We start from the raw sequence: 12,832 nt of genomic DNA, 5'->3' as shown, positions 1-12,832 counted from the left end.
GGTCACGCCCTGTCCGCGACGCGCTCGCCGAGCAGGCCCTGGGGCCGGATCAGGAGTACGAGGATGAGGAGTACGAAGGCCCAGACGTCCTTCCAGGCACCGCCTCCGAAGAGGTGCATGCCGGGCAGGTGCTGGATGTAGCCGGTGGCGAGGGCTTCGGCGAGGCCGAGGGCGAGGCCGCCGAGCATGGCTCCGTAGATGTTGCCGATGCCGCCGAGGACGGCGGCGGTGAAGGCCTTGAGGCCGAGGATGAAGCCCATCCGGAAGTCGACCTGGCCGCTGCGCAGCCCGTAGGCGACGGCGGCGACGGCGGCGAACGCGGCGCCGATGGCGAAGGCCATGACGATGATGCGGTCGGTGTCGATGCCCATCAGCTTGGCGGTGTCCGGGTCCTGGCTGGTGGCCTGCATGGCGCGTCCGGAGCGGGTGCGGGTGACGAACCAGCCGAGGGCGAGCATGCACAGGGGGGCGGCGATGATCAGGAACAGGTCGCTGCGCTGGATGGTGACGGAGCCGAGGCTGAACGGGTCGCCGGGGAGCTTGGGGAAGACCCGGGCTTTCTTGGCGTCCGGGTAGAAGGAGAAGACGAGCTGCTGGAGCAGGATGGACAGCCCGATCGCGGTGATCAGCGGGGCCAGCCGGGGGGCGTTGCGCAGGGGGCGGTAGGCGAAGCGCTCGGCGGTGACGGCGGTGAGGGTGGAGACCAGGATGCCGGCGATCAGCATGAGCGGCAGGGCCAGCCAGAGGGTGGTGCCGCCGGGGAGGGCGAGGTAGGCGGTCAGGGCGCCGAAGCCGCCGACCATGACGATCTCGCCGTGGGCGAAGTTGATGAGCTGGACGATGCCGTAGACCATCGTGTAGCCGATCGCGACGAGCCCGTAGAGGGCGCCGAGGATCAGGCCGTTGGCCAGCTGCTGCGGTAGGTCGTGCACCGCTGGGCCTCCGTAGTGCGTTCGGGGGTGTCCGCGTGGGTGGTGGATGTGGGCGCGCGCGGGGGCACTCGTGGCGCCCCCGCGCGCGGTGTGGAGAAGTCGAGCCGGTGGAACGGGTGGTGACGGAGAGTCAGCCCTTGAAGGTGCCGGACTTCTCCACGGCCCACTTGCCGTCCTTGACGGTGTAGACGGTGAGCTGCTTGTTGGTGGTGTCGCCGAACTCGTCGAAGGAGACCTTGCCGGTGACGCCGTCGAAGGTGACCTTCTGGACGGCGTCGCGGACGGCCTTGCGGCCGGCCTGGCCGGAGGGGACCTTGCCGCTGTTGTCCTTCACGGCGTTCTTGACGCCCTCGATGATGGCCCAGGCGCTGTCGTAGGAGTAGCCGCCGTAGGTCTCGTAGGCGTCCTTGTAGCCGGCCGTCTTGTAGTCGGCGATGTACTTCTTGGCGGTGTCGAGGGTCTCGACCGGCAGGCCGACGGCGGTGGCGTAGTCGCCCTGGCTCTTGGGGTTGAGCTTGATGAAGTCGCCGCTCTGGATGCCGTCGCCGCCCATCAGCGGGATGTTGACGCCGGCCTCCTTGAGCTGGAGGGAGAGCGGGCCGGCCGCGGGGTACTCGCCGCCGTAGTAGACGGCCTCGGCGCCGGAGCTCCTGACCTTGGTGACGATGGCGGAGAAGTCGCGGTCGTCGGGGTTGACGTGCTCCTCGCCGGCCAGGGTGCCGCCGAGCTTGGTGAACTCGCCCTTGAAGGTGCCTGCCAGGCCCGCGCCGTAGGTCTTCTGATCGTCGATCAGGAAGACCTTGGTCTTCTTGGCGTCGGTGTAGAGGAACTGGGCGGCGAACGGGCCCTGGACGGCGTCGGTGGTGGCGGTGCGGAAGTAGGACGTGAAGGGCCGCTTCTTCTCGCCGCTGGCCCACTTCTCGCCCTGGCTGAGGGCGACGCCGGTGTTGGCGGGGGAGACCTGGACCAGGCTCGCGTCGTCGAAGATCTGCTGCATCGACTGCGCCACACTGGAGTTGAGCGGTCCGACGACGCCGAGGACCTTGGGGTCGCCGACCAGCTGGGTGGCGTTCTGCTGGCCGGGGGCGGGCTTGCCGGTGTCGTCCAGGGCCTTGATCTCGAACTTGACGCCGGGGACCTCGTTGGTCTCGTTGGCCTTCTTGACGGCGAGGTCGACGGAGTTGCGGATGCCGAGGCCGAGGGCGGAGAGGTCGCCGGTGAGCGGGGCGTCGACGCCGATGACGACGGTGGTGGAGCCGGAGTTGGAGCCGCCGCCGTCGGCGTTCTTCTTCTCTCCGCGGGAGCCGCAGGCGCTGAGGCTGAGGGCGCCGATCACGGCAATGCTCACGACAACTGCTGAACGGTGACGCACGAGGGTCCCCTTCGGTTCAGGAGGCGCCCGCGCCTTAATGGCGGGAGCCGGAGTGCGCGGAGGGCCTGGCCCAATCGAATGGCGCGGTGACTGGCCGTGACTCTAGATGTCGTTGGGCGGCTCGGGCAGTGCTGCGAGCAGGCTGTGATTCTCTTGTTATGAGCACACAGAGCAATTGTCTCATCATGTGGTCGTTCTGGCTCGATCGATCCCGCGATGACGGGCGTTTACTTCCTGGTAGGCCGATGTAAGGGCCAGAAATGGGGGTTGCAGCTGGCATCACCGAATATCGGACACTGGTGTCCGATGACCTGCCTCCGGCCTTGAGCGTCCGCATTTCGGACACCGAGGGTGCGGCAAAGCGGTCCCGGGGCGTTTTGGGACCCTCGGAACCGGCAATTGATCGGATTTCCTACTTGTTACGCAGCGTTACAAGCGCAGGTTGCGCGCCGACTGCGCCCGGGCATGTGAACGCCCCCTTGTCCAGACCAACGCCTGCCCAGGGTGGCGGAAGGTCAAACAAGGGGGCGGGAAAGGGACTTGATCTCGTCCCGGGTGAACTCTCCGGTGCGGTACGGACGTTGTCGGCGCGGAGGTCAGGGTGGGGGTCGGAGGCCGGAGGCCGGGGGCTCAGAGGTCGCGCAGCATGCAGGTCAGCCGGCAGCTGGTGATCCGCCGGCCGGTGTCGTCGGTGATCGCGATCTCGTAGGTGGCGGCGGTGCGGCCCTTGAACACGGCCGTCGCCACCCCCGTCACCAGTCCGGAGGTGGCCGAGCGGTGGTGGGTGGCGTTGAGGTCCACGCCGACCGCGTACCGGCCGGGCCCGGCGTGCAGCATCGCCCCGATCGAGCCCAGCGTCTCGGCCAGCGCCGCCGAGGCGCCGCCGTGCAGCAGCCCGTACGGCTGCTGGTTGCCCTCCACCGGCATGGTGCCGACCACGCGGTCGCCGGAGGCCTCGACGATCCGGATGCCGAGCTTCTCGCCGAGGTGGCCGCCGGAGAAGGTCTCCGGGTTCACGCCGAGCTTGGCGAAGTGGTCCAGCACGTCCTGCGGGACGTCCAGGACGGGGGCGGTGTCGGGGGCGGTGCCGGGCGCCGTGTCGGGGACGGCCGCGGAGACGGTCTCGGGTGCGGTGTCGGGGGCCGCGTCGGTCATCGGGGAGCTCCTGCCGCTCGGGTATGTGCCGACTGTGATCGTACGACCGTCCTACTCGTAGGTAACAGCTGTGGCAGAACCGGCGCGGCGTCCTTTTTGTCGGTGCCGGGCCATAGGATCGGTGGCCGGTAGTGGAATCGGCAGGAACGGACGTTGACGTGGCTACGCAGAGTACGGACAAGGGCGCGACGGGTGGCGGCGGGGCCGGCCCGCGGCCCCGGCTGATGCTGCTCGACGGGCACTCGATGGCCTACCGGGCCTTCTACGCCCTGCCCGTGGAGAACTTCAACACCTCCACCGGCCAGCCCACCAACGCGGTCTACGGCTTCGCCTCGATGCTCGCCAACACCGTCCGGGACGAGCGGCCCACCCACCTCGCGGTCGCCTTCGACCTCTCCCGGCAGACCTTCCGCTCCGTCGAGTTCCCCGACTACAAGGCCAACCGCGCCAAGACGCCGGACGAGTTCCGCAGCCAGGTCGGCCTGATCGGCGAACTGCTCGACGCCATGAACGTCCCCCGGCTGACGGCCGAGGGCTTCGAGGCCGACGACATCATCGCCACCCTGGCCACCGCCGCCGAGGCGGCCGGCTACGACGTCGACATCGTCACCGGCGACCGCGACTCGCTCCAGCTGGTCACCGACCACGTCACCGTGCTCTACCCCACCAAGGGCGTCTCCGAGCTGACCCGCTTCACCCCGGAGAAGGTCGCCGAGAAGTACGGCGTCACCCCGCGCCAGTACCCGGACCTCGCCGCGCTGCGCGGCGACCCGTCCGACAACCTGCCCGGCATCCCCGGCGTCGGCGAGAAGACCGCCGCCAAGTGGGTCAACCAGTTCGGCTCCTTCGAGGAACTCGTCGCCCGCGCCGACGAGGTGAAGGGCAAGATCGGCGAGAAGCTGCGCGACAACCTCGACTCGGTCAAGCGCAACCGGGTGCTCACCGAGCTGGTCCGCGACGTCGAACTCCCGCTCGGTGTCACCGACCTGGACCGCAAGCCGTTCGACAAGTCCGCCGTCGGCACCCTGATGGAGTCGCTGGAGTTCCGCAACGCCAACTTCCGCGACCGCGTCTTCGGCATCGACCCCTCCAGCGGCGAGGAGGAGGCCGCCGAACTCGCCCCCGGCGTCGAGGTGGACGGCGAACTCCTCACCGACCCGGGCACCCTGGCCGCCTGGCTGGCCGAGCACGCCTCCGACGGCAAGACCGCCGTCGCGCTGGCCGCTGTCTACCAGTGGGCGCTCGGCACCGGCGAAGTCACCGAAGTCGCCCTCGCCGCAGGGGAGTCCGCCGCCTGGTTCGACCCGGCACTGCTCGCCGAGGAGGACGAGCGGGCCCTTGCCGGCTGGCTCGCCGACCCGGCCGCCCCCAAGGCCCTGCACATCGCCAAGCACGTCATGCGCGCCTTCGCCGAGCGCGGCTGGGCCGTCGAGGGCGTCGTCGCCGACACCGCGCTCGCCGCCTACCTGGAGAAGCCCGGCCGCCGCACCTTCACCCTGGAGGTGCTCGCCGAGGAGTACCTGGCCCGCTCGCTCACCCCCGCCCCCGCCACCGAGAGCGGCCAACTCGCCTTCGACGCACCGGAGGAGGACGAGACGGCCGCAGCCCAGGCGCTGATGCTCCAGGCCCGCGCCGTGCTCGACCTCGCCGCGCTCTTCGACACCCGCCTCGCCGAGGTCGGCGCCGCCGGGCTGATGCACGACATGGAACTGCCCATCGCCGCCCTGCTGGCCAGGATGGAGCGCTACGGCATCGCCGCCGACCGCGACTGGCTCACCACGCTGGAGGCGCAGTTCGCCGCCGAGATCCAGCGCGTGGTGGAGGAGGCGCACGCCGCCGCCGGGCACGAGTTCAACCTCGGCTCGCCCAAGCAGCTCCAGGAGATCCTCTTCGGCGAACTCGCGCTCCCCAAGACCAAGAAGATCAAGACCGGCTACACCACCGACGCCGACGCGCTCACCTGGCTGGCCACCCAGACCGACAACGAGCTGCCGGTCATCCTGCTGCGCCACCGCGACCAGGCCAAGCTGCGCACCACCGTCGAGGGCCTGCTCAAGACCGTCTCGCCCAAGGGCCGCATCCACACCACCTTCAACCAGATGGTCGCCGCCACCGGCCGGCTCTCCTCCCAGGACCCGAACCTCCAGAACATCCCGGTCCGCACCGAGGAGGGCCGGGCCATCCGCCGCGCCTTCATCGTCGGCGAGGGCTACGAGTCCCTGCTCACCGCCGACTACTCGCAGATCGAGCTGCGGATCATGGCGCACCTGTCCGAGGACGAGGCGCTGCTCGAAGCCTTCGCCTCCGGCGAGGACCTGCACACCACCGTCGCCTCCCAGGTCTTCGAGGTCCCCGGCGCCGCGGTGGACGCCGAGATGCGCCGCAAGATCAAGGCGATGTCCTACGGCCTGGCGTACGGGCTGTCCGCGTACGGGCTCTCGCAGCAGCTCGGCATCAAGCCCGGCGAGGCGCAGGGCCTGATGGACACCTACTTCGAGCGCTTCGGCGGCGTGCGCGACTACCTGCACCGGGTCGTCGAGGAAGCGCGCGCGACGGGCTACACCGAGACCCTGCTCGGCCGCCGCCGCTACCTGCCGGACCTCAACAGCGACAACCGCCAGCGCCGCGAGATGGCCGAGCGGATGGCGCTCAACGCCCCGATCCAGGGCTCGGCCGCCGACATCGTCAAGATCGCCATGCTCCGGGTGGACGAGGCGCTGCGCACGGCCGGGCTCACCTCCCGGATGCTGCTCCAGGTGCACGACGAAATCGTGCTGGAGCTGGCCCCGGGCGAGCGCGAGCCGGTCGAGGCCCTGGTCCGCGAGCAGATGGCGGGCGCCTACCCGCTGCGCGCCCCGCTGGACGTCTCGGTCGGCGTCGGCGCCGACTGGGAGGCCGCCGCGCACTGACAGCACCGCTGTCGCACGGGCCCGGGCACGCGAGTGTCCGGGCCCGTCGCGGTCCCGAACCGGAGGCGGCCCGGAGGTTCCCGTGGCCCCGGGTGGTGGTCCCCGCCGGGTTGGCGGCGCTGGTGGGCGGGTCGGTGTGGGCGGTGTCCGGGGCTTCCAGGGGCGAGTCCGGCCGGACCGGTCGAGGAGTGGGGAAGAGACATGGCAACCGTCATCGACAAGGTGGCCTGGATCCACACGGAAGGCGGGAAGGTGCTGAGCACGCGTTCCCGCGGCAAGGACGCCTACTACCTGCCGGGTGGCAAGCGGGAGCCCGGGGAGAGCGGCCTCGACACCCTGGTGCGGGAGATCGCCGAGGAACTCACCGTTGCGATCGCGCCCGAGTCCGCGGCACTGCTGGGCGTGTTCGAGGCCCAGGCCCACGGGCATCCGGACGGCGTTGTCGTCCGGATGACCTGCTACACCGCGGCGTACGAGGGGCACCTGGAGGCGAGCAGCGAGATCGAGGAGGCGGTCTGGCTCGCGTACGGCGACAGGCACCGTACGTCGCCCGTCGACCGCCTCATCTTCGACCACCTGCACGCGGCGGGCCTGCTGAGCTGACGCCGGGGCGGGGCGGCGTCGGCAGCCAGCGCGGGCCCGGATTTCGGGCGCGGATGCCACCGCGAGTTCGACTGGGGTACGTTCAGGCGTTCTCCGCGTTCGGAACCCGGCGCGATGCGCCGCCACTGACTCGAAAGTGTGTCTTCCTGCCGTGATACAGCCGCCGATATTCCAGCCGCGCCGAGTCCGTCCCGCGAGTCCGTCCCGCAGGGCGCGGGCGACCGTCCTCGGTGCGGGTGCGGTCGCCGCCGTGCTCGTGATGGCCGGCTGCAAGGCCGAGGCTGACGGCACGTCGGCTTCGGGCGTTGCCGGGACGAACGGCACACCGGTTCCGAGTGTCGTCGGCATGCACGGGGACAAGGCCAAGGACGCCTTGCAGCAGCGGGACGCCCGCGTCGCCAAGAACGTGGACTTCAAGGACGTCCACCCGGGCGAGTCCCACACCCGCTCGGTCCTCATGCCGAGCCACTGGAAGGTCTGCTCCCAGCAGCCGGCCGCCGGGGAACCCTCGGTGAAGGACATGACGGTGACGCTGTCCGTCGTGAAGAACGAGGAGGACTGCCCGGGGGCTGCCCCGGCCGCCCCGCCGGTCATCACGCCGCCGCCCCCGGCCGCGAGTGCGACCGAGGCAGTACACGAGGCACCGACCTCGACGCCCGCTCCTGCCGCCCCGGCCACCCACGAACCGGCTCCGGCGCACACCCCGCCGGCGCCGCAGCCCACGCCCACGCAGCACCAGGCGGCCGGGTGCACCACCGACTCCAAGGGCGCCTGCATCGTCCGGGGGAGGTTCTGCCCCAACAGCGCCCATGGAGACACCGGCACCGATGCCACAGGGCACGTCCTCACCTGCGAGGACAAGAACGGCTGGCGCTGGGAGTGACCGACGGGCGGCGCCCCGGGCCCGGACTCCCCGAGAGGACGAGGCCGGGCCGCGCGGGACGTCGGCGGGGTCGACTTCCCGTGCACGACAGTGCCTCGCGATGCGGAAGGTTTCCAGATGTTTCCACGCGGGCGCGCGGTGGTCGTTCTTCCGGACCGCACACGGGCACCGCGTCCTGTCGGTCAGATCAGGGAGGGGAACACCCCGATCGGCCAGTGGTCGAGCCAGAACGCGGCAGTGGAAGGTTCGGGGAGGTCGCTCGTGGATCCGTCATGGGGCAGCAGTTCGGTGGGGGCGATGTATCCCTCGCCTGGATCGAGCCGCAGCCGTAGGCAGCGCAAGGGATGCCCGGCGCGCACGTAGGCCCGGATGTCGTCGGTGTGTGGGTGGTGCGCCGGGTCAAGAACCTCGCGCCAGAACCCGACGGCCTGTTCGCGGGTGGGCGGGGTCCGCTCGGTGTTGACGCCCTCCAACTCCTCGGTGTTGAGGCCGATGCTGACCGGCCGGAGTGCGGCAAGGAAGTCGAGGAGCCGGTCGGGGCGGGCGATGCTCTCCCGTCCGACGACGGCGATCAACGAGAACGGGACGTTGTGATGGTGCAGCCGCCCGATTCCCTTCATGATCCGGTCGAACGCCGGGCGCCCTTGCGGTCGGTGCGCCGGGCGGTCAGGTCTGCGGGGCCGTCGATGCTCACGCCCACCCGGAAGCCGTACTCGGTCAGGAGGTCGCACCACTCGTCGTCGATCAGGGTGGCGTTCGTCTGGACGGCGTGCTCCAACAGGCCCTTGCGGCGCAGTTCCTCGAAGGGTTGGAGCAGCTCCGTGAAGCGCGGACGCCCGAGTGCCAGCGGCTCTCCGGCGTGCCAGATCAGCCCGAGGGGTTTGCGATGGCGGCCCACCAGTTCGCTTGCCGATCGTGCGACGGCCTCGGCGACCGCTGCCGGCATGGGGGACTTGTTGTCGCGGCCGGGCAGATAGCAGTACGTGCAGTCCAGATTGCAGAAGCCGGTTGGCTGGACCACCAGGTTCCGGGGAACGCCGAGGATCCGGTGCTGGTAGCGGCGCAGCAGGGCCGCATCCTGTCGGGTCGGTGTGGTGCTCACGGTCGGTCCTCTCCATTCGGCGTCAGCGTCCGTTCGGCGCGCGGGAAGTCGGTGGGGCCGACTTCTGGTGCTTGGCGGCTTGGGCTTGGGCTTGGGTGAGGGCGTAGGTGAGTTCGGTGTCGGTGAGGGACTTGGGGATGTCGAAGACGCCGAGGGCTTCGAGGACTTCGCCGGTGTCGGTTTCGGAGTTCGGGCGGGGGTCGGCGAGGAGGGCGTCGTGGCAGTCGGTGAGGTGGCGGGTGGTCTCGGCGAGGGGGATGGTGAGGGCGAGGCAGACGGCGCGGGCGGAGGGCAGGGGTTTGCCGGAGCGTTTGGTAAGGAGGGCGTAGGTGGCGGCGGGGGTGTGGCCGCGGGTGAGGGCGTGGCGGGCGAGGGTGGTGAGGTTCATCGGGGGCTTTCAGGTGGTGGCGGGGGCGATGAGGGTCCAGACGAACTTGCCGATGCCGCCCGGGCGGGGGGAGTAGCCCCAGCGTTCGGCGAGCTCGTTGACGAGGTGGAGTCCTCGTCCGTCCGTATTCGTTGAAGGGCGTTGGGGTGTGGAGGGTGGGGGTGTTGGCGCCGGCGTCGTGGACTTCGAGGCGCAGCAGGTCATCCGGGGTGAGGGCGAAGTGGATCTCGATGTGGCAGTCGTCGGGGGCGTCGGAGTGCTGGACGGCGTTGGCGAACAGTTCGCCGAGGAGGAGTTCGGCGGTGTCGGTGTAGCGGTCGCCGGTGGGGAGTCCGGCCGGGTAGGCCCGCAGCAAGTAGCGGGCCAGGGGCTTGGATTCGATCCGGGAGTCGAGGCGCGCGACGAACATGCGGGGCCGGTGGGACGTGAGCATGGGGGTACCTCGGGAGGACGGGGAGGAAGCACGTCTTGGATCGGGCGTGCGTGATGCGGTGTCACTCCGCAGTTGGGGAGAGCGCCTGTGGGTGTGGACAAGGAGCTACGCCAGAGCGCGACCGGGCGGCCCAGGCGCCATGGGTGGATTCCATGTCCTCCCTGCGGGCGAACCCGGGGCCTTCGGGTGCGGGCGGGAGCGGACGGTGACGGTGCCCGGGATGTCCAGACGGGCGGCCCAGCAGCCCGTGCGGGCATGGGTGGGGGCGGCAGCAGGTTTTGACCATGGTGAAGTACCCCAGGGGGTCAGTGTGTACGGATGGAGAGACTCGTCGCGCCACACATTCCTGCTGTGGCGCCATCCAGTAGCCGGGTGCTACGACTCGGCCGTCTCATGGACGTGAGACGAAGCCATGTACTTATGTACATGAGTAGCAAGTAGAAGAGTGCCTGACTCCTGTATATGAGTCAACCCGTCGCGAGGAGAATCTCGCGACGGGTTGAGGAAATTGATTATCAGTCAGTCATGAGCGGGGAACCGGTAGTCGAGAACGAACTGGTCGGCGGCCATGACGGTGTCGCACACCTCCACCACCCGGCCATCCGTGGTGATGGCTTCGCGAATGAGATGGATCACCGGCGCTCCGGGGCTCAGTGCGAGCGCTTTGGTCTCGGGCTTGGTTGCGAGCCGGGCCTGTACGGACTCGGTGAACTCGGCCAGGGAGTAGCCGTGGTCTTCGAGGCGGGCGTAGATGCCGCCGCCGCCGGGGTTGTCGGCGAAGACCTCAGGGATGTCCCTGACTACGTCCCACGGCAGGTACGACGTGGCTTCCTCGGTAGGTGTCCCATCGCGGAAGTACCGGCGCTTGCGAGCCAGTACCTGGGTGCCGGTGGGAAGACCCAGTCGATCGGCGATCTCAGAAGGCGCTGCTGTCGGGCCCACGAAAAGCACGGTCACGGACGGGACGCCGCCAGAGGTCTCCGCCTCTGCGAGGTACGCGGCCTTGCCGGCCTTGCGATGGGCGCGGCGGAACCGGTCCGCGGACTTCCGCTGTACCGGCGGGCGGGAGCGGACGAACGAGCCTCGACCGTGGTGAGTCTCGATGAGCTGAGCCGTTCGGAGTTCGGCGACGGCCTTGCGCGCTGTCCCGGATGCGACTCCATACCGCTGCATGAGCTCGGCCTCGCTCGGCACGATCGCGCCGGGAGGTAGAACGCCCGACTTGATCTGTGCGGCGAGGTCGGCCGCTATCTGTAGGTACTTCGCTGTGGCCGACGAGGCCACTTCACCATTCGCCATAGTCCTTCAGGGCTCCTATTCTCCTGCACATGAGTAACAGTGCCGGGAAGTCCCGGTCAACGCCGCTCCACTCGGTGTCCGTCGCCGGAGTGGTGGTGCGCGAGGACGGCTGCGTGCTGGCGATTCGTCGGGCTGACAACGGAACTTGGGAACCCCCGGGTGGCGTGCTGGAACCGGATGAGGCCATCGAGGACGGCGTGCGTCGCGAGATCTACGAGGAGACCGGGATCAAGGTCGGCGTGGAGCGGCTGACCGGCGTCTACAAGAACGTGAGCCGGGGGATCGTCGCCCTCGTCCTTCGCTGCCGACCGGAGAGCAAGGAGATACGGCTTTCGGAAGAGTCGGTCGAGGTCGCCTGGCTCACACCGGCCGAGGTCTCCGAGCGCATGGCCGAGGTCTATGCCGTGCGTGTCCTGGACGGGCTTCGGGGCGACACCGCACCAAGTGTCCGGACTCATGACGGCCGACACCTGCTGTGACAAGCCGGGCGGCGGAGGTGGTGGACCGCGTCCAGGCGTGACGACCTGGACGCTCCCGGGGCGAAGTCGCTGCCACTCGCGTTGACGGGGGCGGATTCCGGGATGCCGACGTTGGCTGTCGCATCGTCAAATTCCGCTCGACCTCCCAGAAAATGGCGGGTATCGCGCGAGCGGGATCCGGGAGGGGGAGCGAATGAAGCGGCCAGGGTACGCGATCGCGGTGGTGCTCGACATCGTGCTGCTGGTCGGGCTCCTCCAGGGCTGGCTGCCCGCCAGTTCCGAGGGCTTCCGGGAGCTCCTGATCGTCTTCACCGTCGTGATCCTGGCGCTCGTCCTCTTCTCCGCGATCCGGCCGGACCGGCGCGGCTGACGCCACTGGCGGCGTCAGCCGCGAAGGGGCGGCTGGCAATCAGGACAGTCGGTGCCATGGCAGGTGTCCTTCCCCGTTCGAACGGCCTTCCCGGGACCGGGGTCGGGACCGCGCCCGCGGGGCCTCATCGGAGGACTCGACGGACCCCACTGCCCCTCGACGGGCAGTGGGGTCCCGGGCCGGGTGGCCGGTCAGTGGGCGCCGATGGTGGTGCGGGGGCTCTGGACGTCGCCGTAATAGGTGCCGTTCAGCCAGAAGCCGGCGGAGACCACGTACGTGCCGGCCGGCGCGTTCCAGTACTGGCTGTACCCGGCGGCCCCGCCGCCGGTGCCCGCGTTCACGAAGCCGGTGTTCGCCGAAGTCGCCGGAGCGCAGCCGAAGTCGTGGGCCCAGCCGCCGGTGTTGACGTTGATCGCGTGCGCGCAGTACACGACGGTGCTGCCGGGGTCGTTGTTGAAGGCGATGGCGCCGGACATGGTGTAGCCGCCGGAGACGAAGTAACACGAGTCGATGGAGATGTTGTTGGTGACGTAGGCGTAGTTGTGGGTGGTGTCCGATCGGCAGGCCGACGCGTTGGCGTGGGCGCTACCGGCGCCGACGACCAGGCCGGTGGTGGCGACGGCGCCGGCGACGAGCAGCTTGGCGAGGTTCCCGGTCCACTTGGACATGCTTCTCCCTGGAGTTCGCTGGTTCATGTCGTGTCCATGGCGGACGCGACATCGGAAGAGTGTCCGATGAACCGTTGCGAAGCCGCTCCTTCACTGAAGGTGCCCATGTGCTGGTGCGAGTTCCGGCGTGCTTCTCCTGACGGAAACCGGCTTGCCGACCGCCGCCTTCCGTCCGAGGGATTCGGGACGTGCGGCGCGGGGAAGGCGATCACCCCGTCATGCGCCGTTCACCGGGTGAT

General features: G+C 69.6%; 13 protein-coding genes. 5 read left to right on the top strand and 8 right to left on the bottom strand.

Annotation, left to right across the window (positions count from 1 at the left end; all coding sequences use genetic code 11):
• Positions 1 to 2 precede the first annotated feature (2 nt).
• The 3 genes from ACZ7C5_RS24045 to ACZ7C5_RS24035 form a co-directional block, all read right to left on the bottom strand.
• Positions 3 to 932 (bottom strand): branched-chain amino acid ABC transporter permease, encoded by a 930-nt coding sequence (locus tag ACZ7C5_RS24045; RefSeq protein ID WP_470323448.1) that lies wholly within the window; start codon positions 930 to 932, stop codon positions 3 to 5.
• A 130-nt stretch (positions 933 to 1,062) separates the two neighbouring features.
• Positions 1,063 to 2,304 carry a branched-chain amino acid ABC transporter substrate-binding protein gene (locus ACZ7C5_RS24040; protein WP_401079159.1) on the bottom strand — a complete coding sequence of 414 codons (1,242 nt, stop codon included), beginning with the start codon at positions 2,302 to 2,304 and terminating at the stop codon, positions 1,063 to 1,065.
• 630 nt (positions 2,305 to 2,934) lie between these two features.
• On the bottom strand, positions 2,935 to 3,459 hold the full coding sequence (locus ACZ7C5_RS24035) for a PaaI family thioesterase (protein WP_401079161.1): 525 nt from the start codon (positions 3,457 to 3,459) through the stop codon (positions 2,935 to 2,937).
• A gap of 224 nt (positions 3,460 to 3,683) precedes the next feature.
• On the opposite strand from ACZ7C5_RS24035, the gene polA reads away from it, so the two are divergent.
• The 3 genes from polA to ACZ7C5_RS24020 all read left to right on the top strand — a co-directional run bounded on the left by polA (position 3,684) and on the right by ACZ7C5_RS24020 (position 7,854).
• Positions 3,684 to 6,368 (top strand): DNA polymerase I, encoded by a 2,685-nt coding sequence (gene polA / locus ACZ7C5_RS24030; protein ID WP_401079792.1) that lies wholly within the window; start codon positions 3,684 to 3,686, stop codon positions 6,366 to 6,368.
• Between the two features lie 201 nt (positions 6,369 to 6,569).
• On the top strand, positions 6,570 to 6,971 hold the full coding sequence (locus ACZ7C5_RS24025; protein WP_470323447.1) for an NUDIX hydrolase: 402 nt from the start codon (positions 6,570 to 6,572) through the stop codon (positions 6,969 to 6,971).
• A 346-nt stretch (positions 6,972 to 7,317) separates the two neighbouring features.
• Positions 7,318 to 7,854 carry a hypothetical protein gene (locus ACZ7C5_RS24020; protein WP_401079165.1) on the top strand — a complete coding sequence of 179 codons (537 nt, stop codon included), beginning with the start codon at positions 7,318 to 7,320 and terminating at the stop codon, positions 7,852 to 7,854.
• A gap of 182 nt (positions 7,855 to 8,036) precedes the next feature.
• Here the strand turns inward: ACZ7C5_RS24020 and ACZ7C5_RS24015 are convergent, their stop codons facing one another.
• The 4 genes from ACZ7C5_RS24015 to ACZ7C5_RS24000 all read right to left on the bottom strand — a co-directional run bounded on the left by ACZ7C5_RS24015 (position 8,037) and on the right by ACZ7C5_RS24000 (position 11,076).
• Positions 8,037 to 8,474: a hypothetical protein gene (locus tag ACZ7C5_RS24015; protein WP_470323446.1), complete on the bottom strand. Its 438-nt coding sequence runs from the start codon at positions 8,472 to 8,474 to the stop codon at positions 8,037 to 8,039.
• Positions 8,471 to 8,956: a radical SAM protein gene (locus ACZ7C5_RS24010; RefSeq protein WP_401079169.1), complete on the bottom strand. Its 486-nt coding sequence runs from the start codon at positions 8,954 to 8,956 to the stop codon at positions 8,471 to 8,473. Before ACZ7C5_RS24010 ends, ACZ7C5_RS24015 begins: the two co-directional genes overlap by 4 nt.
• A gap of 22 nt (positions 8,957 to 8,978) precedes the next feature.
• Positions 8,979 to 9,344, bottom strand: a complete 366-nt coding sequence (locus tag ACZ7C5_RS24005; protein WP_470323445.1) for a hypothetical protein — start codon at positions 9,342 to 9,344, stop codon at positions 8,979 to 8,981.
• 952 nt (positions 9,345 to 10,296) lie between these two features.
• The gene (locus ACZ7C5_RS24000) at positions 10,297 to 11,076 is read right to left on the bottom strand and encodes a GntR family transcriptional regulator (protein ID WP_401079173.1); all 780 of its coding nucleotides are present in this window, start codon (positions 11,074 to 11,076) and stop codon (positions 10,297 to 10,299) included.
• 17 nt (positions 11,077 to 11,093) lie between these two features.
• On the opposite strand from ACZ7C5_RS24000, the gene ACZ7C5_RS23995 reads away from it, so the two are divergent.
• Together ACZ7C5_RS23995 and ACZ7C5_RS23990 are read left to right on the top strand one after the other, a co-directional pair.
• Positions 11,094 to 11,555, top strand: a complete 462-nt coding sequence (locus ACZ7C5_RS23995; RefSeq protein ID WP_401079794.1) for an NUDIX hydrolase — start codon at positions 11,094 to 11,096, stop codon at positions 11,553 to 11,555.
• Positions 11,556 to 11,748: 193 nt separating this feature from the next.
• The gene (locus ACZ7C5_RS23990; protein ID WP_401079175.1) at positions 11,749 to 11,925 is read left to right on the top strand and encodes a hypothetical protein; all 177 of its coding nucleotides are present in this window, start codon (positions 11,749 to 11,751) and stop codon (positions 11,923 to 11,925) included.
• Positions 11,926 to 12,116: 191 nt separating this feature from the next.
• Here the strand turns inward: ACZ7C5_RS23990 and ACZ7C5_RS23985 are convergent, their stop codons facing one another.
• Positions 12,117 to 12,593 carry a hypothetical protein gene (locus ACZ7C5_RS23985; RefSeq protein ID WP_401079177.1) on the bottom strand — a complete coding sequence of 159 codons (477 nt, stop codon included), beginning with the start codon at positions 12,591 to 12,593 and terminating at the stop codon, positions 12,117 to 12,119.
• Positions 12,594 to 12,832: the final 239 nt, after the last annotated feature.

It is taken from the genome of Kitasatospora sp. NPDC036993, from assembly GCF_055607525.1.
This window is presented reverse-complemented; position numbering and strand designations above follow the sequence as displayed.